This is a genomic window from Streptomyces sp. R302, from assembly GCF_012927245.1.
In the GTDB taxonomy this organism is placed as follows: Bacteria; Actinomycetota; Actinomycetes; order Streptomycetales; family Streptomycetaceae; genus Streptomyces.
Genome location: NZ_JABBGE010000002.1, coordinates 88,434 through 112,066, shown reverse-complemented (window position 1 = coordinate 112,066; position 23,633 = coordinate 88,434). Strand labels below are relative to the sequence as shown.

At 72.3% G+C, this 23,633-nt stretch carries 22 protein-coding genes; 9 read left to right on the top strand and 13 right to left on the bottom strand.

Features of this window, described 5'->3' with window-relative positions; genetic code table 11:
• Positions 1–7 precede the first annotated feature (7 nt).
• Positions 8–1,342 carry a PucR family transcriptional regulator gene (locus tag HHL19_RS06490; RefSeq protein ID WP_169086546.1) on the bottom strand — a complete coding sequence of 445 codons (1,335 nt, stop codon included), beginning with the start codon at positions 1,340–1,342 and terminating at the stop codon, positions 8–10.
• 195 nt (positions 1,343–1,537) lie between these two features.
• Here HHL19_RS06490 and HHL19_RS06485 point away from each other — a divergent pair, with 195 nt between their 5' ends.
• Entirely contained in the window at positions 1,538–2,464 is a 927-nt protein-coding gene (locus HHL19_RS06485; protein WP_169086544.1) for a proline dehydrogenase family protein, read from the top strand.
• 35 nt (positions 2,465–2,499) lie between these two features.
• On the top strand, positions 2,500–4,131 hold the full coding sequence (pruA, locus tag HHL19_RS06480) for an L-glutamate gamma-semialdehyde dehydrogenase (RefSeq protein WP_169086542.1): 1,632 nt from the start codon (positions 2,500–2,502) through the stop codon (positions 4,129–4,131).
• Positions 4,132–4,219: 88 nt separating this feature from the next.
• On the opposite strand, the gene HHL19_RS06475 is transcribed toward pruA, so the two are convergent.
• Positions 4,220–5,101 (bottom strand): alpha/beta fold hydrolase, encoded by an 882-nt coding sequence (locus HHL19_RS06475; RefSeq protein ID WP_169086540.1) that lies wholly within the window; start codon positions 5,099–5,101, stop codon positions 4,220–4,222.
• Positions 5,102–5,222: 121 nt separating this feature from the next.
• Between HHL19_RS06475 and HHL19_RS06470 the strand changes: the two genes are divergently transcribed.
• Entirely contained in the window at positions 5,223–5,759 is a 537-nt protein-coding gene (locus tag HHL19_RS06470; protein ID WP_169086538.1) for a GNAT family N-acetyltransferase, read from the top strand.
• A 42-nt stretch (positions 5,760–5,801) separates the two neighbouring features.
• Here the strand turns inward: HHL19_RS06470 and HHL19_RS06465 are convergent, their stop codons facing one another.
• From HHL19_RS06465 to ureA, 3 genes are read right to left on the bottom strand one after another with little or no spacing between them, the layout of a single operon-like run.
• Positions 5,802–6,824, bottom strand: a complete 1,023-nt coding sequence (locus HHL19_RS06465) for an agmatine deiminase family protein (protein WP_169086536.1) — start codon at positions 6,822–6,824, stop codon at positions 5,802–5,804.
• Positions 6,825–6,835: 11 nt separating this feature from the next.
• The gene (locus HHL19_RS06460) at positions 6,836–8,518 is read right to left on the bottom strand and encodes an urease subunit alpha (protein WP_169086534.1); all 1,683 of its coding nucleotides are present in this window, start codon (positions 8,516–8,518) and stop codon (positions 6,836–6,838) included.
• The gene (gene ureA / locus HHL19_RS06455; RefSeq protein ID WP_169086532.1) at positions 8,518–9,216 is read right to left on the bottom strand and encodes an urease subunit gamma; all 699 of its coding nucleotides are present in this window, start codon (positions 9,214–9,216) and stop codon (positions 8,518–8,520) included. Before ureA ends, HHL19_RS06460 begins: the two co-directional genes overlap by 1 nt.
• 130 nt (positions 9,217–9,346) lie before the next feature.
• On the opposite strand from ureA, the gene HHL19_RS06450 reads away from it, so the two are divergent.
• Entirely contained in the window at positions 9,347–10,780 is a 1,434-nt protein-coding gene (locus tag HHL19_RS06450) for a cytosine permease (protein ID WP_169086530.1), read from the top strand.
• A 12-nt stretch (positions 10,781–10,792) separates the two neighbouring features.
• On the opposite strand, the gene HHL19_RS06445 is transcribed toward HHL19_RS06450, so the two are convergent.
• From HHL19_RS06445 to HHL19_RS38050, 3 genes are all read right to left on the bottom strand, one after another.
• Positions 10,793–11,878, bottom strand: a complete 1,086-nt coding sequence (locus HHL19_RS06445; RefSeq protein ID WP_169086528.1) for a branched-chain amino acid aminotransferase — start codon at positions 11,876–11,878, stop codon at positions 10,793–10,795.
• A 245-nt stretch (positions 11,879–12,123) separates the two neighbouring features.
• Positions 12,124–13,164 carry a 3-isopropylmalate dehydrogenase gene (locus HHL19_RS06440; RefSeq protein WP_169086526.1) on the bottom strand — a complete coding sequence of 347 codons (1,041 nt, stop codon included), beginning with the start codon at positions 13,162–13,164 and terminating at the stop codon, positions 12,124–12,126.
• 139 nt (positions 13,165–13,303) lie between these two features.
• Entirely contained in the window at positions 13,304–13,435 is a 132-nt protein-coding gene (locus tag HHL19_RS38050) for a hypothetical protein (protein ID WP_268256548.1), read from the bottom strand.
• A 301-nt stretch (positions 13,436–13,736) separates the two neighbouring features.
• On the opposite strand from HHL19_RS38050, the gene HHL19_RS06435 reads away from it, so the two are divergent.
• Both HHL19_RS06435 and HHL19_RS06430 read left to right on the top strand, forming a co-directional pair.
• The gene (locus HHL19_RS06435; RefSeq protein ID WP_169086524.1) at positions 13,737–14,114 is read left to right on the top strand and encodes a PadR family transcriptional regulator; all 378 of its coding nucleotides are present in this window, start codon (positions 13,737–13,739) and stop codon (positions 14,112–14,114) included.
• Positions 14,111–14,842 (top strand): hypothetical protein, encoded by a 732-nt coding sequence (locus tag HHL19_RS06430; RefSeq protein ID WP_169086522.1) that lies wholly within the window; start codon positions 14,111–14,113, stop codon positions 14,840–14,842. The genes HHL19_RS06435 and HHL19_RS06430 overlap by 4 nt, the downstream gene beginning before the upstream one ends.
• A 144-nt stretch (positions 14,843–14,986) precedes the next feature.
• Here HHL19_RS06430 and HHL19_RS06425 read toward each other — a convergent pair whose 3' ends face one another.
• From HHL19_RS06425 to HHL19_RS06405, 5 genes are all read right to left on the bottom strand, one after another.
• Complete coding sequence (locus HHL19_RS06425; protein ID WP_169086520.1) at positions 14,987–16,165, bottom strand: methyltransferase domain-containing protein; 1,179 nt, start codon at positions 16,163–16,165, stop codon at positions 14,987–14,989.
• Positions 16,162–17,118 carry an MvdC/MvdD family ATP grasp protein gene (locus tag HHL19_RS06420; protein ID WP_169086518.1) on the bottom strand — a complete coding sequence of 319 codons (957 nt, stop codon included), beginning with the start codon at positions 17,116–17,118 and terminating at the stop codon, positions 16,162–16,164. The genes HHL19_RS06425 and HHL19_RS06420 overlap by 4 nt, the downstream gene beginning before the upstream one ends.
• A gap of 44 nt (positions 17,119–17,162) precedes the next feature.
• On the bottom strand, positions 17,163–17,444 hold the full coding sequence (locus tag HHL19_RS06415; RefSeq protein WP_169086516.1) for a hypothetical protein: 282 nt from the start codon (positions 17,442–17,444) through the stop codon (positions 17,163–17,165).
• Positions 17,445–17,598: 154 nt separating this feature from the next.
• Positions 17,599–18,063: a hypothetical protein gene (locus tag HHL19_RS06410; protein WP_169086514.1), complete on the bottom strand. Its 465-nt coding sequence runs from the start codon at positions 18,061–18,063 to the stop codon at positions 17,599–17,601.
• Between the two features lie 86 nt (positions 18,064–18,149).
• Positions 18,150–19,403 (bottom strand): helix-turn-helix transcriptional regulator, encoded by a 1,254-nt coding sequence (locus tag HHL19_RS06405; RefSeq protein WP_169086512.1) that lies wholly within the window; start codon positions 19,401–19,403, stop codon positions 18,150–18,152.
• 328 nt (positions 19,404–19,731) lie between these two features.
• On the opposite strand from HHL19_RS06405, the gene HHL19_RS06400 reads away from it, so the two are divergent.
• The 3 genes from HHL19_RS06400 (at position 19,732) to cimA (ending at position 23,573) form a co-directional block, all read left to right on the top strand.
• Positions 19,732–20,277 (top strand): TetR/AcrR family transcriptional regulator, encoded by a 546-nt coding sequence (locus HHL19_RS06400; RefSeq protein WP_169087551.1) that lies wholly within the window; start codon positions 19,732–19,734, stop codon positions 20,275–20,277.
• 75 nt (positions 20,278–20,352) lie between these two features.
• Complete coding sequence (locus HHL19_RS06395) at positions 20,353–21,672, top strand: MFS transporter (RefSeq protein WP_169086510.1); 1,320 nt, start codon at positions 20,353–20,355, stop codon at positions 21,670–21,672.
• Between the two features lie 284 nt (positions 21,673–21,956).
• Entirely contained in the window at positions 21,957–23,573 is a 1,617-nt protein-coding gene (cimA, locus tag HHL19_RS06385) for a citramalate synthase (protein ID WP_169086508.1), read from the top strand.
• Positions 23,574–23,633: the final 60 nt, after the last annotated feature.

Here is a 23,633-nt window from a genome sequence, read left to right as displayed (position 1 = left end):
CCGCCCGCTACAGCCGGGCCGCCTTCAGCGCCATGTGCAGCAGGAGGCGGTCCTCGCCGGAGTCCAGGTCGAGTCCGGTGAGCTGTTCGACCCGGGAGAGGCGGTAGTAGAGCGTCTGCCGGTGGATGCCCAGGGCCGCCGCCGTGCGGCCCGCCTGGCCCGCGTGGTCGAGGAACACCTCGGCCGTGCGGGCCAGTTCCGTGTGCGCGGGGGCGAGCAGCGCCCGTACGGCCGGGTCGGGCTCGGCCTGCGGGAGGGCGGTGAGCAGCCGGTACGCGCCGAGCTCCGACCAGTGGGCGAGCGGGCCGAGCCGGGGCTGGGAGTGCGCGGTGCGGGCGGCGGCCGAGGCCTCGCGCCAGGAGAGGTCCAGCTCGCCGAGGCCCCGCCGGGGCGCGGCGATCCCGGCGACGGCGGCCTGCCCGGCCGTGCCCCGCAGCCGCCCGGCGGCGGTGGTCGCGGGGGAGAGGTTGTCGCCCGAGCGCAGCCGCACCAGCACGGCGAGGGCCCGCTGCGGCCCGGGCCCGGGGGCGTACCCCCCGTCGGACGGAGCTCCGGAGGAGGGTCCGTGTCCGGGCGCGGTGCCGCGGGCGGAGCCCGTACCGCCGGACGCGGCGCGGGCCCCCCGGGCCGGGCCGGGTCCGTGGACCGCTTCGCCCCGGGAGGCCCCCGCCTCGGAGTCGCGGCCGGGGGCGCCGGCGTAGGGGCCGCCCGGGCCCCGCCACGGGAGGGCGCAGACGACGGCCGCGCCGGGGACCGTACGGGGGGAGGGGGAGTCCTCGCCGGTCCAGGGGGCCACGCAGACCAGGGCGTGGAGGCCGTCCGCGTCCGGGCCCAGGGCCGTGCGGAGGGCGGCGACGGCCATGTCGTACTGCCAGCCGCGCTCCGCCGTGAGGACGGCCCGCAGCTCGCGGGAGAGGTCGGCGCCCGCCCGCTCCTCGTCGGCGAGGAGCTCGCCGATCCTCGCGGCGACCTCCATCGCGGCGGTGAGCCGCTCGTGCGAGGGGCCGGGTTCGGCGTCCAGGAGCCAGACGTAGCCGAGGACGACACCCCGATGGCGTACCGGGAGGCAGATCCGGTCCCGGTAGACGCCCGCGTCCGGCGCGGCCGGGATGCGGACGGGGCCGGTGGCGCGGGTGATGCCGAAGCCCTCGAACCAGGCGCGGACCGCCGGGGTGGACTTGCGGGTCAGGATCGAGCGGGTGCGCACCGGGTCCATCGCGCTGTCGTCGTCGCTGTCGTGGGCGCCGAAGGCGATCAGCCCGAAATCGCGGTTCTCCAGGGTCGCCGGGGTGCCGAGCAGCGTCGAGATCTCGTCCACCAGCTCCTGGTAATCGCCCTTCACGGGGCCCATTCTCGCACCGCCGACCGGTTGCTTCAGACAGTTGTCTGAGGGCGTGTTCACGGATGCGTGACAGCTGTAGATGGCGCAGGATCGGAGCGATCCTTAGGTTTCACGGTGGTTACCCGTGCTGTTCCCGGTTCGTACCCCCGCGACCGGTAATGGCCCTGTTCTTCCTCGCCCCTTTGGAGGTGCCCCGTGCTGGGTCCCGTGATCCTCGCCGCCTCGCGCAGCGACAAGATGCGCCGTCTCGTGTCGGCCGCGCCCGGGACCAAGCAGGTCGTGGCGCGCTTCATCGCCGGCGAGATCGTGGACGACGTCGTCCCGATCGTCCGGGACCTGACCGCCCGCGGCCTGGAGGTCACCCTCGACGTCGTCGGCGAGGACATCACCACCGTCGAGCAGTCCTACGCCGCCCGGGACGCCTACCTGGAGCTGATCGGCCGCCTCAAGGAGCTGGGCCTCGGCGAGCGCGCCGAGATGTCCGTCAAGCTGTCGATGTTCGGCCAGTCGCTGGAGAAGGGCCACGAGCTGGCCCTCGCGAACGTCCGGCCCGTCGTCGCGGCCGCCGCCGAGATCGGCACCACGGTCACCCTGGACGCCGAGGACCACACCACCCTCGACTCGATGTTCGCCATCCACGAGGAGCTGCGGAAGGACTTCCCGCAGACCGGCTGCGTCATCCAGGCCTACCTCTTCCGCACCGAGGAGGACGCCCGCCGCCTGGCCGCGAACGGCTCCCGCGTGCGCATCGTGAAGGGCGCCTACAAGGAGCCCGCCGAGGTCGCCATCCAGGACAAGCCCGAGATCGACAAGGCGTACGTCCGGATCATGAAGATCCTGATGGACGGCGAGGGCTACCCGATGATCGGCTCGCACGACCCGCGCCTGATCGCCATCGGCCAGGAGCTGGCCCGCCGCGCCGGGCGCAAGCTGGACGAGTACGAGTTCCAGATGCTGTACGGCATCCGCTCCGAGGAGCAGAACCGGCTCGCCGCCGAGGGCCACCGCATGCGCGTCTACACGGCCTACGGCACCGACTGGTACGGCTACTTCATGCGCCGTCTCGCGGAGAAGCCGGCCAACCTGCTCTTCTTCGTCCGCTCCATCCTGACCAAGGGCTGAGCCCACTACCCCTCTTTGAAGGAGTCAAGACCCTCATGGACGCTGTGACCCAGGTCCCCGCTCCCGTCAACGAGCCGGTGCACGGTTACGCCCCCGGTTCCCCGGAGCGCGCCCGTCTGGAGGCCAAGCTCAAGGAGCTGGCCGACAACCCGCGCGAGCTGCCGATGACCATCGGCGGCGTGAAGCGCATGGGCGGCGGCGAGCGCGTCGACGTCGTGCAGCCGCACAACCACAAGTCCGTCATCGGCACCTTCGCCGGCGCCACCCAGCAGGACGCCCAGGACGCGATCGACGCGGCCCTGGCCGCCGCCCCGGCCTGGCGCGCGATGTCCTTCGACGACCGCGCCGCGATCATCCTGCGCGCCGCCGAGCTGCTCGCCGGCCCCTGGCGCGAGACGCTGGCCGCCTCCACGATGCTCGGCCAGTCGAAGACCGCCCAGCAGGCCGAGATCGACACCCCGTGCGAGCTCGTCGACTTCTGGCGCTTCAACGTGGCGTACGCCCGCCAGATCCTCGCCGAGCAGCCGCCGGCGAACTCCCCGGGCGTCTGGAACCGTCTGGACCACCGCCCGCTCGAAGGCTTCGTCTACGCGATCACGCCGTTCAACTTCACGGCCATCGCGGGCAACCTGCCCACCGCCCCCGCCCTCATGGGCAACGTGGTCGTCTGGAAGCCGTCCCCGACGCAGACCCACTCCGCCGTGCTCCTCATGGAGCTCCTGGAGGAGGCCGGCCTGCCGAAGGGCGTCATCAACCTGGTGACCGGCGACGGCATCGCCGTCTCCGAGGTGGCCCTGAACCACCGCGACCTGGCCGGCATCCACTTCACCGGCTCGACCAAGACCTTCCAGCACCTGTGGAAGACGGTCGGCACCAACATCGAGAAGTACCGCTCCTACCCGCGGATCGTCGGCGAGACCGGCGGCAAGGACTTCGTCGTCGCCCACCCCAGCGCCGACCGCGCCGTCCTGAAGACCGCGCTGACCCGCGGCTCCTTCGAGTTCCAGGGCCAGAAGTGCTCCGCGTCCTCGCGGGCGTACATCCCGGCGTCCATCTGGAACGACGGCTTCAAGGAGGAGTTCGCGGCCGAGGTCGACGGCATCGCCATGGGTGACGTCACCGACCTGTCGAACTTCATCGGTGCCGTCATCGACGACCGCTCGTTCGCCAAGAACAAGGCGGCGATCGACCGTGCCTCCTCCGACCCGAGCTGCACGATCATCGCCGGCGGCACCTACGACGACTCGGAGGGCTACTTCGTCCGCCCGACCGTCATCGCCTGCACCGACCCGGAGAACGAGGTCTTCAAGGCCGAGTACTTCGGCCCGATCCTGGCGATCCACGTCTACGAGGACGACCAGTACGACGCCATGCTGGAGCAGATGGAGTCGGTCTCCGACTACGCCCTGACCGGCGCCGTCATCTCCAACGACCGCGCCGCCGCCGCGCACACGATGGAGAAGCTCCGCTTCGCCGCGGGCAACTTCTACATCAACGACAAGTCGACCGGCGCCGTCGTCGGCCAGCAGCCCTTCGGCGGCGGCCGCGCCTCGGGCACGAACGACAAGGCCGGCGCCCCGCAGAACCTGATGCGCTGGACGCTGACCCGCGCCATCAAGGAGACGCTGGTCCCGCCGACCGAGTACGGCTACCCGCACATGGGCTGAGCCCCGCCCGCCGCGTGAGCGGCCCCTGATCACCGCCCCCCTCTCCGGTCCCCCCAGGCCGGGGACGGGGGCGGTATTCATTTCCCGCCTACGCCGTCACGTGCCGCTCCAGGAAGTCCCCGATCAGCTCGGCGACGCGCGGCGCGTGCGTCTCCAGGGCGAAGTGGCCGGTGGGCAGGAGGTGGATCTCGGCGTCCGGGAGGTCGCGGCGGAAGGCCTCGGCGCCGGCCGGGACGAAGACCTCGTCGCCCTCGCCCCAGACGGCGAGGAGCGGCACCCGGGAGGTGCGGAACCACTCCTGGAAGGCCGGATAGAGGGCGAAGTTGGAGCCGTAGTCGGCGATCAGGCCGAGCTGGATGCCGTCCTGGCCCTCGCGGGCCATCAGGGCGGCGTCGTGGTGCCAGGCGTCCGGGCTGAGGCGGTCCCGGTAGGCGGCGGGGACGCCCGTCTCGTACTGCCACCGGATGCCGTCGAGGGAGCGGATGGCCCGGACCGGGGCCTCGGTCTCGGGGGTCCGGTCGGCGATCAGGGCGAGGACGGGGGCCCAGGCCTCCGTGCCCAGGCCCTCCTCGTACGCGTTGCCGTTCTGGGTGACGACCGCGGTGATCCGCTCGGGGTGGGCGAGGGCGAGGCGCAGGCCGATGGGGGCGCCGTAGTCCTGGATGTAGATCGCGAAGCGGTCGAGGCCGAGCGCCTCGGTGAACTCGCCGGTGAGCGCGGCCAGTTCCGCGAAGGAGTAGGCGAAGGCGTCGGCGGAGGGCGCGGCACTGCGGCCGAAGCCCAGGTGGTCCGGGGCGATCAGCCGGTACCGGTCGGCGAGGCGGGGGATCAGGTCGCGGAACATGTGCGAGCTGGTCGGGAAGCCGTGCAGCAGGAGCAGGACGGGGGCGTCGGCCGGTCCGGCCTCCCGGTAGAAGATCTCGTGGCCGCGGACGGTGACGGTGCGGTGGCGGGTGGGCAGCACGGACATGGTCTCTAACCCCTCAACTCTCAAGAAGCGGTTAAGGGGATTCGATCAGGGGCTACTTAACCCGTCAAGGGCACTAAGGGGGTTAGGTGAGGGGTGGGGGTTGCTGTGGGAGGGTGAGGGGATGACCGTGAGGACCGCACCCACCCACGAACTCGGCGCGGAGCGGCTCACGGCCGTCCGCGCGCTGCTCGACGCTGCCTTCGACGGCGACTTCTCCGCGGAGGACTGGGACCACACCCTGGGCGGGGTCCACGCCTGGATCGAGGACGCGACCGGGCTCCTCGCCCACGGGGCCGTCGTCCAGCGCCGGGTGCTGCACCGCGGCCGCTCGTACCGGACCGGGTACGTGGAAGGCGTCGCCGTCCGGGCCGACGCGCGGCGCCGGGGGTTCGGCGGGGCCGTCATGGACGCCCTGGAGCGGGTGATCGACGGCACCCACCGCTTCGGCGCGCTCTCCGCCTCCGACGAGGGCGCGGCGCTCTACCGCGCGCGCGGCTGGGAGGTGTGGGGCGGGCGGATCGAGGTGCTCGGCCCCGACGGCACCGTCCCGCTCCCCGAGGAGGAGGGCGGCGTCTTCGTCCGCCCGGCCGGCGGACTCGCCCTGCCCGACCCGACCGCCCCGCTCGTCTTCGACTGGCGAGACGGCGACGCGGTCTGAGCCCGCGGCAGGCCCCACCGGCCCTGATCGGCGCCGTGGCACCTACACCGCGGGTTGCTGCTGGGTGATGCAGTGGATGCCGCCGCCCGACGCGAAGATCGTCCGGGCGTCGACGAGGACGACCTCGCGGTCCGGGAAGAGGCGGCGGAAGATCTCGGCGGCGAGCTCGTCGTGGGGGTCGTCGAAGGCGCAGAGGATCACGGCGCCGTTGCAGAGGTAGTGGTTGATGTAGGAGTAGTCGACCCAGTCGCCCTCCTCGTCGGTGAGGACGGTGGGGGCGGGGACCTCGATGACCTCCAGGGGGCGGCCCTGGGCGTCGGTCTGGGCGCGGAGGATGTCCGCGTACAGCCGGGAGCGGCCGTAGTCGGGGTGGCGGGGGTCCTGCTGGCTGTGGACGAGGACGGTGCCGGGGCGGGCGAAGGCGGCGACGATGTCGATGTGGCCCTGGGTGCCGTAGAGGCCGTAGTCGCCGGCGAGGCCGTGCGGGAGCCAGATCGCCCGGGTGGTGCCGAGCTTGGCGTGGATCTCCCGCTCGACCTGCTCGCGGCTCCACTCGGGGTTGCGGCCGGAGCCGAGCTGGACGGTGTCGGTGAGCAGGACGGTGCCCTCGCCGTCGACGTGGATGCCGCCGCCCTCGTTGACCAGCTCGCTGCTCAGTACGGGCACCTCGGCCGCGTCCGCGACATGGCGGGCGATCTTGGAGTCGTGCTCCCAGCGGGCCCAGTCCTGGGCGCCCCAGCCGTTGAACACCCAGTCGACGGCGGCCAGCCGGCCCTCCGCGTCCTTCACGAAGGTGGGGCCGATGTCGCGCATCCAGGCGTCGTCGAGCTCCCGCTCGACCAGCTCGACGTCCTCGCCGAGGAGTTCCCGGGCGCCCTCGGCGTCGCCGGGGGCGACGACCATCGTCACCGGCTCGAAGCGGCGGACGGCGCGGGCGACGGCGGCCCAGGCCCCGCGGGCCTCCGCGAGCTCCTCGTCGCTGGTGAAGGTGGGGTTGGGGCTGGGCCAGGCCATCCAGGTCCGCTCGTGCGGGGTCCACTCGGCGGGCATGCGGTACGAAGTCATCTCGGCGGGTCCTAGAGGAAGTAGAGGCGGTTCAGGGAGACGGAGTCGGCCGGCTCGGAGCGGATCGGGGAGCCGTCGAGCGAGACGAGGCCGGTGCGGTCGTCCACCTGGACGGAGCCGGTACGGGAGTTGAGGAGCAGGTCGGCGGGGCCGATCCCCCGGGTGCCGCGCACCGGGACGCGGCGGCGCCGGGTCGGCATCCGGTCGCCGCCGAGGTCGACGGCGGCCTGGGCGACGAAGGCGACGGAGAGGTCCGCGGCGGCGGCGCCGTGGGCGCCGAACAGCGGGCCGAGGACGAGGGGTTCGCAGGTGTCGGTGGCGGCGTTGGGATCGCCCGTGACGCCCCAGGCGGGGAAGCCGGCCTTGAGCACCATCTGGGGTTTGGCGCCGAAGAACTCGGGCCGCCACAGCACGATGTCGGCGAGCTTGCCGACCTCGACGGAGCCGATCTCGTGGGCGAGGCCGTGGGCGATCGCCGGGTTGATGGTGAGCTTGGCCAGGTAGCGGAGCACGCGCGCGTTGTCGTCGTGCGCGCCGTCGCCCTCCAGCGGGCCGAGCTCGGCCTTCATCTTCCCGGCCATGGCGAAGGTCCGGCGTACGGTCTCGCCGGCCCTTCCCATCCCCTGCGCGTCGGAGGAGGTGATCCCGATCGCGCCGAGGTCGTGCAGGACGTCCTCCGCGCCCATCGTCCCGGCCCGGATCCGGTCGCGCGCCATGGCGGCGTCGCCGGGGAGGTCGGTCTTCAGGTCGTGGACGGAGACGATCATCCCGTAGTGCTCGGCCACCGCGTCGCGGCCGAAGGGCAGGGTGGGGTTGGTGGAGGAGCCGATGACGTTCGGCACGCCCGCCATCTTCAGGACGTTGGGGACGTGTCCGCCGCCGCAGCCCTCGATGTGGAAGGCGTGGATCGTACGGCCTTCCAGGACGGCGAGGGTGTCCTCCACGGACAGGCACTCGTTCAGGCCGTCGCTGTGCAGGGCGACCTGGACGTCGTGCTCCTCGGCGACCCGCAGCGCGGTGTCGAGGGCGCGGGTGTGGGCGCCCATGTCCTCGTGGACCTTGAAGCCGGAGGCGCCGCCCTCTGCGAGCGCCTCGACCAGCGGCGCCGGGTCCGAGGAGGAACCCCGGGCGAGGAAGCCGATGTTGACGGGCCAGGCGTCGAAGGCGTTGAAGGCGTGGTGGAGCGCCCAGGGCGAGTTGACGCCGACGCCCCAGACGGGCCCGAACTCCTGGCCGATGATCGTGGTGACGCCGGAGGCGAGCGAGGCCTCCATGATCCGCGGCGAGAGCAGGTGGACGTGGGTGTCGACGGCGCCTGCGGTGGCGATGAGCCCCTCGCCGGAGACGATCGAGGTGCCGGTGCCGACGACGACGTCGACGCCGTCGAGGGTGTCGGGGTTGCCGGCCCGGCCGATGGCGTGGATCCGGCCCTCGCGGATGCCGACGGAGACCTTGCGGATGCCCTGGACGGCGTCGATCAGCAGGACGTTGCTGATGACGACGTCGCAGGTCTCGCGGACGGCGGCGGCCTTGAGGTGGAGGCCGTCGCGGGCGGTCTTGCCGAAGCCGGCGAGGAACTCCTCGCCGGGCTTCTGGGAGTCGGCCTCGACCCGGACGACGAGTCCGGAGTCGCCGAGGACCACCCGGTCGCCGGCCCGGGGGCCGTGCACGGAGGCGTACTCGTACGGGTCCATCAGTCGTCCTCCTTCGGGGCCGTGACGCCCAGGTAGCCGCAGGCGGCGGCGCGCCGCAGGGCCTCCGCCTTCGCGCCGGGCGCGTCCAGCGGCCCGTCGACGAGGCCGGCGAAGCCGATGGCGACGCGGGCGCCGCCGATGGGCACGAGCCCGACCTCGGCGGCGCCGCCGGGGTCGAAGCGGAAGGAGGCGCCGGCGGGGATGGCGAGGCGCATGCCGTAGGCGGCGGCGCGGTCGAAGTCGAGGCGCGGGTTGGCCTCGAAGAAGTGGAAGTGGGAGGTGACGCTGACCGGGACCGTCGCCGTGTTGCGTACGGCGAGGGTGAGCGCGGGCTCCGGCTCGGGGTGGCCGGGGCCGGGGAGCAGCGCGCCGGGCGCGCCTGCGCCGAGCGTGCCCCCGCCGATCGGGTCGGTGACGACGGCGAGCCGGGAGCCGTCGTCGAAGACGGCCTCGACGTGGACCTCGGTCACCACGTCGGCGACGCCGGGCAGCACGTCCTCGGGGCCGAGGACGGAGCGGGCCGCCTCGATGGCCTCGGCGAGCCTCCGGCCGTCGCGGGCCGCCTCGCAGACGGTGTCCGCGACGAGGGCGGTCGCCTCGGGGACGTTGAGCCGAAGGCCGCGGGCCCGCCGGGCCCGGGCGAGCTCGGCGGCGCCGAAGAGCAGCAGCCGGTCGCGCTCCGTGGGGGTCAGTCGCACGTCATGCACCTCCTGTTTGAGCGACACTCTAAATGCTGGACGGAATGCTTCCAAGTATTGACTCGCCCGTCAGGCGCGGGTCACATTGAGCGCCACTCAAAAACATCCCTTCCGCTCCCCCGGAGGTCCCATGGCGACGATCGAACAGCACGGAGTCGACACCATCCCCGAGGCCGAACGCACCAGCGGCCCCCGCGACCTCGTCGCGATCCTGCTCGGCTCCAACCTCTGCCTGGGCGTGATCGTCTTCGGCTGGCTGCCGGTCTCCTTCGGCCTCGGCCTGTGGGGCTCGGTGACCTCCGTGGTCGCCGGCACCCTCGTCGGCGTCGCCGTCACCGCCCCGCTGGCGCTGGTCTCGCTGCGTACCGCCACCAACCTCTCCACCTCCTCCGGCGCCTTCTTCGGCGTCCGCGGCCGGCTCGTCGGCTCGGTGGTGGGGCTGCTGCTCTCGCTCGGCTACACCGCCCTGACCCTGTGGATCGGCGGCGACGTCGTCGTGGGCGTGCTCGCCCGGCTCACCGGGGCGTCCACCGGGGACGGCGCGCACGCCCTCGTCTACGCGCTGCTCGCGGCCTGCACGGCGGTGGGCGCCGTGTACGGCTACCGGCTGCTGCTGCGGCTCAGCAAGGGGCTCGCCGTGGGCATGACCGCCCTGCTGGCCCTCGGGCTCGTCGCGTACGCCGGCGACTTCACCGCGGCGCCCGCGCCGGACACCCCGTACCTGCTCGGCTCCTTCTGGCCGACCTGGCTGCTCTCGGCGGTCGCCGCGGGGCTCAGCGGCCCGGTCGCCTTCATCACCCTGCTCGGCGACTACACCCGCTACGTCTCCCCGGCCCGGCACAGCGCCCGCGCCGTCCGCCGGGCCACCTGGCTCGGCCTCCTCGTCGGCCTGCTCGTGCCCCAGCTCTTCGGTACGTACACGGCGCTGGCCGCCCGCGCGGGCCTCGACTACGCGGGGCCGCTGGTCGCCGTCTCCCCCGGCTGGTACCTGGTCCCGCTGCTCCTCGCCGCCACCGCCGGCTCGGTCGGCAACGCCGGTCTGATGCTCTACTCGATGGGCCTGGACCTGGACGCGATCCTGCCCCGGGCCACCCGGGCGCGGGCCACCGTCGTGGTGGCGGCGGTCGCCACCGGCTTCGTCTTCCTCGGCCACTTCGCCTCGGACGCCCAGTCGGCGATGACCTCGTTCGTCCTGCTCCTGACGGCGATCGGCACCCCGTGGGCGGTGATCACCCTCATCGGGCACGCCCGCTGCCGCGGGGAGTACGACCCCGAGGCGCTCCAGGTCTACAACCGGCGCTCGCGCGGCGGGATCTACTGGTACGCGGCCGGCTGGCACCCGCGCGCCACCGCCTCCTGGGGGCTCGGCGCGGCGGTCGGCCTGGCGGCGGTCTCCACCCCGCTGTACGAGGGTCCGCTGCTGGCCCTGACCGGCGGGGTCGACTGCAGCTTCGTGCTGTCGGGCGTGGTGGGCGGCGCGCTGTACGCCGCCCTGACGCCGCGCGGGGCTCCCGGGACCGTGACGGACCCGGAAGCCCCGGAAGCCCTGGTGGCGTCGGAGTGACCGACGGAGCGGCTACTTGCCGAGCTCGTGCATCCAGCCGTGGGCGTCCTCGGCCTTGCCGGTCTGGATGGCGAGCAGCGCCTCGCGCAGCTTCATCGTGACCTCGCCGGGCTCGCCGCCCGACTGCTGCCACTCGCCCCGGGCGGACTTGACCGTGCCGACCGGGGTGATGACGGCGGCGGTGCCGCAGGCGAAGACCTCGGTGAGGGTGCCGTTCGCGGTGTCGGCCTGCCACTGGTCGATGGAGACGCGGGCCTCCTCCACCTCGTGGCCGAGGTCGGCGGCGAGCTTGAGGAGGGAGTCGCGGGTGATGCCCTCCAGGATCGAGCCGCTCAGGGACGGGGTGACGATCTTGTTGCCGTACACGAAGTACAGGTTCATGCCGCCGAGTTCCTCGACCCACTTGTGCTCGACCGCGTCGAGGTAGCAGACCTGGTCGCAGCCCTTGGCGGCCGCCTCGGCCTGCGCGAGCAGGGAGGCCGCGTAGTTGCCGCCGGTCTTGGCGTCGCCCATGCCGCCGGGGACGGCGCGGACGCGGTCCTCGGAGGCCCAGATGGAGACCGGCTTGACGCCGCCGGGGAAGTACGGGCCGGCCGGGGAGGCGATGACGACGAAGAGGTACTCGTTGGCCGGGCGGACGCCCAGGCCGACCTCGGTCGCGATCATGAACGGGCGGAGGTAGAGGGAGGCCTCGCCGCCGTGCTCCGGGACCCAGGCCTCGTCCTGGCGGACCAGCGCGTCACAGGCCTCGATGAAGGTCTCGACCGGCAGCTCGGGCATGCCGAGCCGGTGCGCGGAGCGCTGGAAGCGCCGGGCGTTGGCGTCCGGGCGGAAGGAGGCGACCGAGCCGTCGGGGCGGCGGTACGCCTTCAGGCCCTCGAAGATCTCCTGGGCGTAGTGGAGCACGTTGGTCGCCGGGTCGAGGGAGAGCGGGCCGTACGGCACGAGCTGGCCGTCGTGCCAGCCGCGGCCCTCGGTCCAGCGCACGGTGACCATGTGGTCGGTGAAGTGGCGGCCGAATCCCGGATTGGCCAGGATCGCCGCGCGCTCCGCGTCGGACAGCGCGCTGGAGGAGGGCTTGAGCTCGATCGTCGTCATGGGTGCTTGTCCTTCACCGGTTGTGTGTGTCGGACCGCGCCCACGTCCGTCCCGGCATGACTGCTAGGACGTCCGAGCTTTCCCGCATGTGGCGGCCCACGTCCGATTATCGCGCGTGGGAACCCGGGTACGAAAGGCGGGTGAGGCGGTCCGGGGTCGATGGTGGCACCCCGCGACCGTACGAGAACAGCCGCCGGGTGCGTGGGAGACCCGGCGGCTGCTGAGTGGTGTCAGTGACGCGCGGGTCAGCTCGCTACTCGAGCGGCGAGCGCGTCGCCGATCTCGTCCGTCGTGCGAACGGTGGCGCCCCGCTCGGTGAGGTCGGCCTCGACGGCCGCCTCGACGCGGGCGGCCTCGGCCTCGTAGCCGAGGTGGCGCAGCAGGAGGGCGACGGAGAGGACGGTGGCCGTGGGGTCGGCCTTGCCCTGGCCCGCGATGTCCGGCGCGGAGCCGTGGACCGGTTCGAACATGGACGGGAAGTCGCGGCTCGGGTTGATGTTGCCCGAGGCGGCGACGCCGATGCCGCCGGAGACGGCCGCGGCGAGGTCGGTGATGATGTCGCCGAAGAGGTTGTCGGTGACGATGACGTCGAAGCGGGCCGGGTCGGTGACGAGGAAGATCGTCGCCGCGTCGACGTGCAGGTAGTCGGTGGTGACCTCGGGGAACTCCTGGGCGACCCGGTTGAAGATGTCGGTCCAGAGGTGGCCGGCGAAGGTCAGCACGTTGTTCTTGTGGACCAGCGTCAGCTTCTTGCGCGGACGGGCCTGGGCGCGGGCGAAGGCGTCCCGGACCACGCGCTCGACGCCGAAGGCGGTGTTGACCGAGACCTCGGTGGCGACCTCGTGCTCGGTGCCCTTGCGGATGGTGCCGCCGTTGCCGGTGTACGGCCCCTCGGTGCCCTCGCGGACCACGACGAAGTCGATCGCGGGCTGGCCGGCGAGCGGGGTCGCGACGCCGGGGAGCAGCTTCGAGGGGCGCAGGTTGACGTGGTGGTCGAAGGCGAAGCGCAGCTTCAGGAGGAAGCCGCGCTCCAGGACGCCGGACGGGACCGAGGGGTCGCCGATCGCGCCGAGCAGGATGGCGTCGTGCTTCTTGAGGGAGTCCAGGTCGGCGTCGGTGAGGGTCTCACCGGTGGCGTGGTAGCGCCGGGCGCCGAAGTCGTACTCCTCGGTCTCCAGCTTCACGTCCTGGGGAAGCGCGGCCGTGAGGACCTTGAGGCCCTGGGCCACGACCTCCTGGCCGATGCCGTCGCCGGGAATGACTGCGAGATTGATGCTGTGAGACATGGCGGCACCCTACTCTTCGTCCCATCGTCTGACACGGAACGTCCATCATGTGGACGAACGGATGACGCCGGACGGGCGGCGGACAAGACGTCGGCCAGACGTCGGACGGGCCTGGACCGGACCGGACCGGCCGGACGGATCAGTGGCCGGTGGAGCCGCCGTTGTCGCGGCGGTCGAGGGCGCGCTGGAGGGCGGCGGCGGCGTTCTGCCGGGCCTCGTCGCTGGGGCGGGCGGCGGAGTGGCGGACGCGGGGGGCGGTCTGAACGGCCATGGGGGATCGACTCCTTGAGATCAGTGGTGATCCGGGCGTGCGGAGATCAGTGGTGATCGAAGGCGCCGGAAGGGGCGGGGAGCGCCGCCGCAGGGGTTGCCTGCACAGGGCGTCGCGCTCTCGACCGCCATTCGCTGATGAAGCGAGACGTTCGGCTCCTACAAAGCTAGGCCAGGGACCCGCATCTGTCTCCACAATTACTCGGACTTCCTACTATCTGAGACGCCCGGTTTCGCACGGTCAGCACCTCGCCACGGCTACCTAGCTTGCATTCCTACCTAGGTGGTGATGCAATGCGCTCATGGCCGCAGACCGCAGATCCAGCTGGCTCAAGGGAGTCCTCGACCTGCTCGTCCTCTCCCGCCTGACCGACGGGGAGAGTTACGGGTACGAGATCGCCAAGGCGCTCGCCGAGGCGGGCCTCGGCGAGATCAAGGGCGGGACGCTCTATCCCGTACTGAACCGCCTGGAGGAGGCGGGCCTGGTGGAGGCCGAGTTCCGGGCCGCCGAGCGCGGCCCGGGCCGCCGCTACTACCGGCTGACCCCCCTGGGGCGCGAGCGCCTCGCCGGGGAGAGCCGGGCATGGCGGGAGTTCCACCGCACCGTCGACACCGCGCTGGCCGACCACACCGCGCCGGCCGACGACACCGCACCACGACCAGGGGGAAGCACCGCATGAACGACGACGCCTACTTCGCCGAGGTGGCCGGGGTCCTCGCCGCCGCCGGCGTCCCGTCCGCGCAGATCGAGGCCACCGTGGAGGACCTGCGGGCCCACCTCGCCGAGACCGGCACCTCCCCCGCGGAGGAGTTCGGCCCGGCCGCCGGGTTCGCGGCCCGGCTCGGCGGGCGGGCCCCCGAACCGGACGGCCCCGACGAGGCGGCCGAGCACTGGACCTGGACCACGGACATCTTCAACGACCGGCGGATGCTGGCGGTGCACGGCGCCCAGGGCTGGGAGGTCGAGTCCCTCGACCCCCTCGGCCGCTTCGTCTGCCGCCGCACCCCCGGCACGGCGCTCCGCTGGGAGTACCGCCGCGAGGTGATCGCCGGCCGGCGGCGCGCCCGGATCGAGGACGAACTGACGCCGGAGGGCTGGGAGCTGTGCGGCGAGTGGCTGGTGTACGGCTACTTCAAGCGCCCGGCGGCGGCGACGGCCGGCCCGGCGGGCGCGGTGGCCGCCCCGCCCGCCGCCCCGCGCCAGTGGCTCTTCCTGAGCCGCCGGGGCAAGGCGGCGCTCGCGGCGTGGGTGCTCCTGACGGCCGGCGCGACGGTGGCGTTCTTCGCCGGCGGCCTCGGCGCCCCCGGCTTCGCCCTCGCCATCGCACTGACCTCGTCCCTCCTCGGCGTCTGGACGGCCTCCCTGGAACCGTCCACCGGCCACGACCGCCGGGCGGCGGCGAAGTAGGACGGCGCAGTAGGACGACAGACCCAGGCGAAGCAGGACGACAGACCCAGGCGAAGCAGGACGGCGGGCCCCGGGGAAACGGGACGGCGGGCGCCGCGGGCTCAGACCGCGTCGCCTACGCGCCAGTCGAAGACCGGGCCACTGTCATCCCCAGCCATGCCGCGGATCGCGCGCCGCGGCCGGCCGCCCGCATGCTGCTGGAGGTGGTGGGACGGTCCCGCTGCCGATCAGGCCCCAGCCGTGCCCGCCGGGCTCGTCGAGCCAGACGCGCTGCTCCGGTCCCGTCACGCTCACCCCGTATCGGCCGGGGCCGGGCGAATCCGCGTCGACGAACACGTCGTGTGCGTCCTCGATCAGCGCCCACAGACGGCGCGGACCCGCCTCCCGTACGGAACCGTCAGCGGCCAGCGAGGCGATCGATCCGTCCGGCGCCCAGACCCGCGCTGCCTCCGGCTTCCCCTCCTGGGTGAGGTCGTACTGCCACACGAGGCCAGGGGCGACGACGCTGACGAGGAACCGGAAGTCGTTGTCGGCGAGGAGCGAGGCGCCCACCGAGGACTGCCGGGCGCGGCCCTCAGGCAGCGGGGGCCGTCGGCTGACCCCGGTGTCGGCCCCGCCGCGCCGCATGGCCATGAAGAACGCGCGCGACAGGAAGCGCCCCTCGGCGGCGTCGGACCCGGTGCGGCGCAGGAGCGCAAGCGCGCCGCCGAGCGGGGCGAGGAGAAGACCATCGGCCGTGAGCTGCTGAAGCAGCGGAAGCGGGATCGCGTGCAGCCTGCACGTGGCGATGATCCGGTCGTACGGCGCTCCCGACGGCCAGCCGTCGACACCGTCCCCCGTGACGACGAACGGTGAGAGGCCGGCGGCCGCGAGGTGGGCCCGCGCGGGCCCGGTGATGTCGGGGGAGAGGTCGACGGTGACGACCTGGGCACCCCCGAGGCGGTGGGCGAGCAACCCGGCGTTGTACCCGGTGCCGGTGCCGATCTCCAGGACACGCATGCCGTCCTCGACGTCCAGGGCGTGCAGCATCTCGGCCATGAGCGAGGGCTCCGTGCTCGACGAGGTGGCGACTCCGTCGGTTCGACGGGTGACCAGGGGACGGTCGTCGTGTACGGCTGCGAACCATTCCGCCGCCGTACCAGGGTCGTCCCCGCGGATGAGCCGGCCGGTGTGATCGTAGAAGGCGGGTACGAAGAGATGCCGGGGGACCTCCCTGAACGCCGCACGCCAGGCGGGATCGGTGATGACGCCGGCGTCGGCGAGGGACTGGGTGAGCTGCGCCCGGGCGGTGGACGCCTCGGTGTCGAGGTCGTGGGCTGTCATCGGGGGTGGCCCTTCTCCAGGAGGTCGGCGAGCGCGTGGGTGATGGCGTCGCGGGTCAGGTCGATCCAGGCCCACTGGCCGTTGGGGTTGACGTCGATGAGGAAGTACGTGCCGCGGCTGTCGACGATGAAGTCCAGCGCGGCGTAGACGAGCCCCAGGCGTCGCATCATCACGCGGACGCCCTCGCGTACGGGGTCGGGCATCGTGACCGCACTGTAGGAGTGGCCGGCGGAATCGCGCCGCCAGTCGAGCTGCTCGGGGCCGGCTGCGGCGTGGACGGCCACCGGGAAGAGCTGCCCGTCGACGACCGCGACGCGCACCTCGTACGCCTTGTCCGTGATCTCGCGCTGGAACAGGTGAGCGGTCAGGGCGATGCGCGAGTCCGCGTACTGTTCGGGCGGCACCCGGCGGGTGTAGAGCTGACCCCGCTTGCCGTCCTCGGTGTGGACGATCCCGCCGAGGACTTTGGTGATGACCGGTCCACCGACGCGCTCGGCGAACTCGGCGACTGCGGCCGGTTCGTTGGTGATCAGGGTCTCCGGGACGTGCAGCCCGGACTCCACCGCCACGGCAAGCTGGCGGGGCTTGGTGCAGTCCGCGTTCGCCTCAGGGCGGTTGACCCAGAGCACATCAGGAAGGGAACCGAGGACTCCGGAAAGAGCGTGCTTGGCTTGGGTCCGGGCGAAGCGCTGCTCGGGCTCGCTCATGGTCGTGGGGAAGGCGTACGGGGTGGGCTTGCGCCACCAGACGGCACGCAGCTCGGACAAGTCGATGCCGTGGACGTCGCCCCGCATGGTGCCGCCCCAGCGGCCGGACGATCCGAGCGCGGCGGACAGACGGGTGTGCGCGGGGAAGCCGGCGAGGTCCGTCCGCCAGAACGGGACGCCGCGGCGGTTGAGTTCGCGGAGCACGTAGTCCGCGGTGGGGTCGAGGGCGAAGGTGACGACGAGCACGCGCGGCGAGGATCCGCCGCGCGTGCTCTGTCCCGAGGGGGGCATCAGTCGTCGTTCTGGTCGTAGTCGACCGCGATGGCGTCGCGCCCGTCGCTCTCCGTGTTGCACGCGGTGCCGTTCATGCCCGGGGTGTCGATCGCCGGGCGGCCGTCGACGAGCGAGAGCTGCGTGATGGGGTCGACGCCGAGGAGCGGTCGGCGGCCGGACACGGAGGCGAGGCCGGTGAGCGAGTCGAGCCCGAACGGCCGGGTGGCCACGGGCCCGGTCGGCGCGGTGCTGATGTCGTGGGAAACGGTGGGGGCGCGCTCGGCGATCAATGCGGACATGGGGCCCTCTCTCTGTTGGTGTTCTTGGCGTTGTGCACCCGTTCGACGGCAGCCGGCAGCCGCCGTGAAGGGAGTCAGTGGGCGATGCCGTAGACGAGAGCGGCGAGGATCGCGAGGACGGTGAGGAAGTACAGGGCCTGCCGCCAGCGCTCCGTCACGGAGTGTCCGTGGCGACGGGCGGCAGAACGGTCCGGCCGATGAACCGCGCTGCGGACGCAGCGTTCTGCCGGTACTCGCGGATGGCGGTCATCATGTCCCGGGCGCAGTGCGCGAGGTGCCGGGGGTAGGACCACGTGCCCAGGGGCCCGTCGGCCGGGCCGTCCGTCCGCAGCTGGTCCCACGCGACGAGGGCGGCCTGACCGCGCGTGCACAGGTCACCGTCGGGAACGGTGTCGAGACCGTTGGCGAGGACGGTGCAGTAGGTGAGCAAGTCGTTCGTGATGCGGGCGAGCTCGGCCTCGCCGGGGTGGTCCCGCATCGCGAGGACGCGGTGGATGGTCCCCTCGGCGAGCCGTTCAGCGCGCCGGTCTACCGACGGGCCGTCCTCCAGGAGCAGGCTCCCGATGGGGATGGCCCGTGTGTTCTCGTGCGGCCTGACGTGCTGGATCTGCTCAGACATCTCGCTCCCTACCGTCGGCGTGACCTGCGGTACACACGACGGTAGGGGCGGTGAAAGAGGGGTGAGGGTAGGAATCCTCCCCCTCGTCAGGCGGCCAAGAGGCCCATCTCGACAGCGAGTTCGGATGCGCGGCGCCGACGGGAGGTGACCTTGGACTCGCATGCCTCCAGGAGGATGCTGCGGGCGTACCCGTTGTAGCGGATCGTCTCCGGGGCCGCCTCGTGTGCCATCGCCAGAGTTGCGAGGGCGACGTCCGGCTGTCCGTCGAGGTGGTAGCCACGGGCCTCCTCGATGCGGTGGCGCGCGCGGCGAGGCCTGGACGGGATGGTGGTGGCGTCGGCGCGGGCCGCCTGCCGCACGGACTCCGCCCCTTGGTGCAGCTCGACCGCGACGGTCACGGCGTGGGCGCCCATGATCGCCTCGGAGAAGCTGGTGATGGGGTGGTAGTAGCCCTCGGGGAGCCGTTCCGCCATCTCCCGGGCGGTGTCCCAGCGACTCCAGGCGGTGGCCGTGGCACCGCGTCTGGCGGCGGTGTAACCGGCCTCGAACTGGAGGGCACCCGCCACGGCGAGCACCGTGGCGTCGGCGTCGGGCAAGAGAGGCTCCAGGTATTCGATCGCCTGGGCGGTGATGTCGTCCGCCGCATCGTAGTGACTGGGGCCGGTGTCCCGGTGGGCCTGGGCGAGGAGCCACGCGGAGACCCCGACAGCGTGAGGGTCCCCGGACTGCCGGGCCGCGACCATGCTCCGTTCTGCGACCCGCCACAGCAGGGAGGCGTCAGGCTGGTACGCGAGGAAGAACTGCGCCAGGGAATACGTCTCGGCCAAGACGGCTTGGGCGGCGCGCCAGTCGCTCGGGGTCTCGGCGTGCTCCACCGCGAGCTGGGCATCTCGGATCAGGCCCGGGAGTATGGCGCCGATCCGGTCGCGGTGATCGGGTGCCCTGTGCCGGGCGGTCCATGCCACCTCCAGGCGCGCCGCGAGGTGGGCGGGGGTCGGCGGCGGGTTGCCCGCGGTGCCGAGCGACAGTTGCTCGATCGCCTCGCGTACGGCCCCGAGACGGGGGTGCCCGGGCCCGGTGAAGAGGTTCACGGTGTGCTCGCCATGTCCGGTGAGGTCGGCCAGCTCACGTACGCGCAGCGCCTCGGCGATGCGGTAGACCATCTCCAGGCCCGGTGCCTGCATGCGGCCGGCCTCGACGGACTTGACCCAATCGGGGGACCGGCCCAGGAGGCCCGCGAGCACCTGGCGGGTCATGCCCCGCCGCTCCCGGAGGATCTGCATGCGCTGCCCGAAAGCGATCGGGCTGGCGTAGGGGTCGGGGGTAGCATGAGACGACATGGCCTTGCTCCTTCTCTGACCGGCTCGACATCGCCAGGGTAGGGGCAAGGCCCTTTCTCGTGCTTGGACATGACGAAGGCGCCCCTCCGGCACGGAGGGGCGGTCAGCCTTGCAGGGGTTCGACGACGATGTCGGACCGGAGATCGGCCCGACATCACGGAAGTTGTGCCGGAGCCCATTCCGGCGGACGGAGCCAGCTCTGTCCACTGCATCACCGGCAGCGGCCGCGGTGTAGAACGTACGAGTGAGTCAGCAGAGCAGCAAGCCCCCCGCCCCCCGCCGTCGCAACCAGGCCGCGCCGCCCCGGGAGGAGGTCTTCGCCGCGGCCATGGACACCGTGGCCGAGCGGGGGCTCGACGGGCTGACCATGGCCGGGCTCGGTCGGCAGGTGGGGATGAGCAGCGGCCACCTCCTCTACTACTTCCGCACCAAGGACGAGCTGCTGCTGCAGACCCTGGAGTGGAGCGAGGGCCGGCTCGGGGCCGAGCGGGGCGCGCTGCTCTCCCGGCCCGGCAGTGCCCGCGAACGGCTCGACGGATACGTCGAGGTGTACGTGCCGGACGGGCCGCGCGACCCGCACTGGACGCTCTGGCTGGAGGTCTGGAACCGCTCGCAGAACGCCGACGACGAGGCCCGGGCCCGCCAGGCCGCCATCGAGCGGGCCTGGCACCGGGACCTCGTCGCGATCCTCGCCGAGGGCATCTCGCGCGGCGAGTTCCGGGCCGTGGACCCGGACCGCTTCGCGGGCCGGATGCGTGCCCTCCTCGACGGCTACAGCGTGCACGTGGCGGTCGGTCTTCCGGGTACCGGGCGGGCCGAAGTCCTCGCCCAGGTCAGGGAGTTCGTCGACGAAACCCTGATTCCGCGAACGTAACGCACGCAAGTACTCCCGATCGTTGCCCCCTGCACCCTTGCCCGCCGCGGGCGGGGTCCGGCACGGTTCCGGGCCATGGGAAGAGATCACTGGAAGAAGATCTGGGTCGGCTCGGCGGGGAACATGGTCGAGTGGTTCGACTGGTTCGTGTACGCGAGCTTCGCGACCTACTTCGCGGGGGCCTTCTTCCCCGAGGGGAACGACACGGCCAAACTCATGAACACCGCCGGCATCTTCGCCGTCGGCTTCTTCATGCGGCCCGTCGGCGGCTGGCTCCTCGGCCGGGTCGGCGACCGCAAGGGCCGCAAGGCGGCGCTCACCCTCACCGTCACCCTCATGTCCGCCTCGGCGCTGCTCATCGCCGTCGCCCCCACCTACGCGGTCGCCGGCTACGGCGGCGCCGCCGTCCTCCTCGTCGCCCGCCTCCTCCAGGGACTCTCCGTCGGCGGCGAGTACGCGGCCAGCGCCACCTACCTCACCGAGGCCTCCGCCCCCGAGCACCGGGGCTTCGCCTCCAGCTTCCAGTACGTCTCCATGACCGCCGGCCAGATCCTCGGCCTCGGCCTCCAGATCGTCCTCCAGCGGACCATGTCCACCGATGCCCTGCACAGCTGGGGCTGGCGCATCCCCTTCATCGTGGGCGCCCTCGGCGCCGCCGTCGTCTTCTACCTGCGGCGGAACATGCTGGAGACCGAGGTGTACGAGGAGACCGCCGACGACGGCGTCGGGCACGGCCGGAAGGGCACCCTCAAGGCCCTGTGGGCGCACCGGCGCGAGGCCTTCCTCGTCATCGCGCTCACCATGGGCGGCACGGTGGCGTACTACACGTACACCACCTACCTCACCAAGTACCTCTCCAACTCCGCCGGCCTCTCCAAGCAGACCGCCACCCTGGTCTCCTTCTGCGCCCTGATCGTCTTCGCCTGCCTCCAGCCGCTCGCCGGCCGCCTCTCCGACCGGATCGGCCGCCGCCCGCTGCTCATCACCTTCGCGGTCGGCTCGACGCTCCTCACCGTGCCGATCATGACGATGCTCAAGCACGCGGGCTCCTTCTGGCCGGCCCTCGGCCTCTCGCTGCTCGCCCTGCTCGTCATCACCGGCTACACCTCGATCAACGCCTGCGTGAAGGCCGAGCTCTTCCCGACCGGCATCCGCGCCCTCGGCGTCGCCCTGCCGTACGCCATCGCCAACGCCCTCTTCGGCGGCACCGCCGAGTACGTGGCCCTCTGGTTCAAGGACTCCGGCATCGAGTCCGGCTACTACTGGTACGTCGCCGGCTGCGCGGCCGTCTCGCTGATCGTGTACCTCACCATGCGGGAGACCCGCGACATCGACCTCGGCCGGGTCGGCACGTCCGTGCCGGGGCAGCGGCGGGACCGGCTGCCCGTATCGTGAGACCGGCGTCCGGCTAGACGCCCCCCTGTGGCAGACTTCCGGCGTGCTTGCTTCCACGATGATTATCGGCAGCAGCGCGCCGGTCCGCAGTGACCGCTGAATCGCGGAACGAACCCCCCGCGGCAGTGGACACCGTGCCCCAGACCCGCGCGCAGACCTCTCGCACCCGCGAGGGGTTTTTTCGTTTTCCGGCCCCACCCGCGCCGGAGACGGACAGCGCGTGAGAATGGGGGCAAGTGGATCCATACCTTCCGGAGCCACATCCGACAGGAGCCATCAGAGCCATGACCACGGAGAACGCCGAGGGCTCGCGCCTCGACGACAGTTTCCATGTCTTCGACACCACGCTGCGCGACGGGGCGCAGCGCGAGGGCATCAACCTCACCGTCGCGGACAAGCTGACCATCGCCCGGCACCTCGACGAGTTCGGCGTGGGCTTCATCGAGGGCGGCTGGCCCGGCGCCAACCCGCGCGACACCGAGTTCTTCGCCCGCGCCCGCCAGGAGATCGACTTCCGGCACGCGCAGCTCGTCGCCTTCGGCGCCACCCGCCGGGCCGGCGGCAGCGCCGCCGAGGACCCGCAGGTCAAGGCGCTCCTGGACTCCGGCGCCCCGGTGATCACCCTGGTCGCCAAGTCCCACGACCGGCACGTCGAGCTGGCCCTGCGCACCACCCTCGACGAGAACCTGGAGATGGTCCGCGACACCGTCTCCCACCTGGTCGCCCAGGGCCGCCGCGTCTTCGTCGACTGCGAGCACTTCTTCGACGGCTACAAGGCCAACCCGGACTACGCCAAGGCCGTGGTCGCCGCCGCGCACGAGGCCGGGGCCGACGTCGTCATCCTCTGCGACACCAACGGCGGCATGCTCCCCGCCCAGGTCCAGGCCGTGGTCTCCACCGTCCTCGCCGACACCGGCGCCCGCCTCGGCATCCACGCCCAGGACGACACCGGCTGCGCCGTCGCCAACACCCTCGCCGCCGTCGACGCGGGCGCCACCCACGTCCAGTGCACCGCCAACGGCTACGGCGAGCGGGTCGGCAACGCCAACCTCTTCCCCGTCGTCGCGGCCCTGGAGCTCAAGTACGACAAGCGGGTGCTGCCCGCGGGCGCCCTCGCCGAGATGACCCGCATCTCGCACGCCATCGCCGAGGTCGTCAACCTCACGCCCTCCACCCACCAGCCGTACGTCGGCGTCTCCGCCTTCGCCCACAAGGCCGGGCTGCACGCCTCCGCCATCAAGGTCGACCCCGACCTCTACCAGCACATCGACCCCGAGCGGGTCGGCAACACCATGCGGATGCTCGTCTCCGACATGGCGGGCCGCGCCTCCATCGAGCTCAAGGGCAAGGAGCTCGGCGTCGACCTCGGCGGCGACCGCGCCCTGGTCGCCCGGGTCGTCGAGCGGGTCAAGGAGCGCGAGCTCCAGGGCTACACGTACGAGGCCGCCGACGCCTCCTTCGAGCTGCTGCTGCGCTCCGAGGCCGAGGGCCGGGCCCGCCGCTACTTCCGCACCGAGTCCTGGCGGGCGATCACCGAGAACCGCCCCGACGGCACCCACGCCAACGAGGCCACCGTCAAGCTCTGGGCCAAGGGCGAGCGGATGCTCGCCACCGCCGAGGGCAACGGCCCGGTCAACGCCCTCGACCGCGCCCTGCGGGTCGCCCTGGAGCGGATCTACCCGCAGCTCGCCAAGTTCGAGCTGGTCGACTACAAGGTCCGCATCCTCGAAGGCCGGCACGGCACCGAGTCCACCACCCGCGTCCTCGTCACCACCAGCGACGGCAACGCCGAGTGGTCCACGGTCGGCGTCGGCGAGAACGTCATCGCCGCCTCCTGGCAGGCCATCGAGGACGCCTTCACCTACGGGCTCCTCCGCGCCGGGGTCGACCCCGCCGAGTAGCCGATTTCCGCCCCAATGTTCGATCGGCATGTCTAGTTCGCACCCATTCGGGTAATTTCG

Coding starts and splice junctions, on each gene's coding strand:
- pruA (WP_169086542.1), top strand. CDS start 2,500: ATGGACGCTGTGACCCAGGTCCCCGCTCCCGTCAACGAGCCGGTGCAC.
- HHL19_RS06475 (WP_169086540.1), bottom strand. CDS start 5,101: ATGTCCGTGCTGCCCACCCGCCACCGCACCGTCACCGTCCGCGGCCAC.
- HHL19_RS06465 (WP_169086536.1), bottom strand. CDS start 6,824: ATGACTTCGTACCGCATGCCCGCCGAGTGGACCCCGCACGAGCGGACC.
- HHL19_RS06415 (WP_169086516.1), bottom strand. CDS start 17,444: ATGTCCGCATTGATCGCCGAGCGCGCCCCCACCGTTTCCCACGACATC.
- HHL19_RS06435 (WP_169086524.1), top strand. CDS start 13,737: ATGGCCGCAGACCGCAGATCCAGCTGGCTCAAGGGAGTCCTCGACCTG.
- HHL19_RS06445 (WP_169086528.1), bottom strand. CDS start 11,878: ATGACGACGATCGAGCTCAAGCCCTCCTCCAGCGCGCTGTCCGACGCG.
- HHL19_RS06440 (WP_169086526.1), bottom strand. CDS start 13,164: ATGTCTCACAGCATCAATCTCGCAGTCATTCCCGGCGACGGCATCGGC.
- HHL19_RS06450 (WP_169086530.1), top strand. CDS start 9,347: ATGGCGACGATCGAACAGCACGGAGTCGACACCATCCCCGAGGCCGAA.
- HHL19_RS06395 (WP_169086510.1), top strand. CDS start 20,353: ATGGGAAGAGATCACTGGAAGAAGATCTGGGTCGGCTCGGCGGGGAAC.
- HHL19_RS06430 (WP_169086522.1), top strand. CDS start 14,111: ATGAACGACGACGCCTACTTCGCCGAGGTGGCCGGGGTCCTCGCCGCC.
- HHL19_RS38050 (WP_268256548.1), bottom strand. CDS start 13,435: ATGGCCGTTCAGACCGCCCCCCGCGTCCGCCACTCCGCCGCCCGCCCC.
- HHL19_RS06460 (WP_169086534.1), bottom strand. CDS start 8,518: ATGGACCCGTACGAGTACGCCTCCGTGCACGGCCCCCGGGCCGGCGAC.
- HHL19_RS06405 (WP_169086512.1), bottom strand. CDS start 19,403: ATGTCGTCTCATGCTACCCCCGACCCCTACGCCAGCCCGATCGCTTTC.
- HHL19_RS06425 (WP_169086520.1), bottom strand. CDS start 16,165: ATGACAGCCCACGACCTCGACACCGAGGCGTCCACCGCCCGGGCGCAG.
- HHL19_RS06470 (WP_169086538.1), top strand. CDS start 5,223: ATGACCGTGAGGACCGCACCCACCCACGAACTCGGCGCGGAGCGGCTC.
- HHL19_RS06400 (WP_169087551.1), top strand. CDS start 19,732: ATGGACACCGTGGCCGAGCGGGGGCTCGACGGGCTGACCATGGCCGGG.
- cimA (WP_169086508.1), top strand. CDS start 21,957: ATGACCACGGAGAACGCCGAGGGCTCGCGCCTCGACGACAGTTTCCAT.
- HHL19_RS06410 (WP_169086514.1), bottom strand. CDS start 18,063: ATGTCTGAGCAGATCCAGCACGTCAGGCCGCACGAGAACACACGGGCC.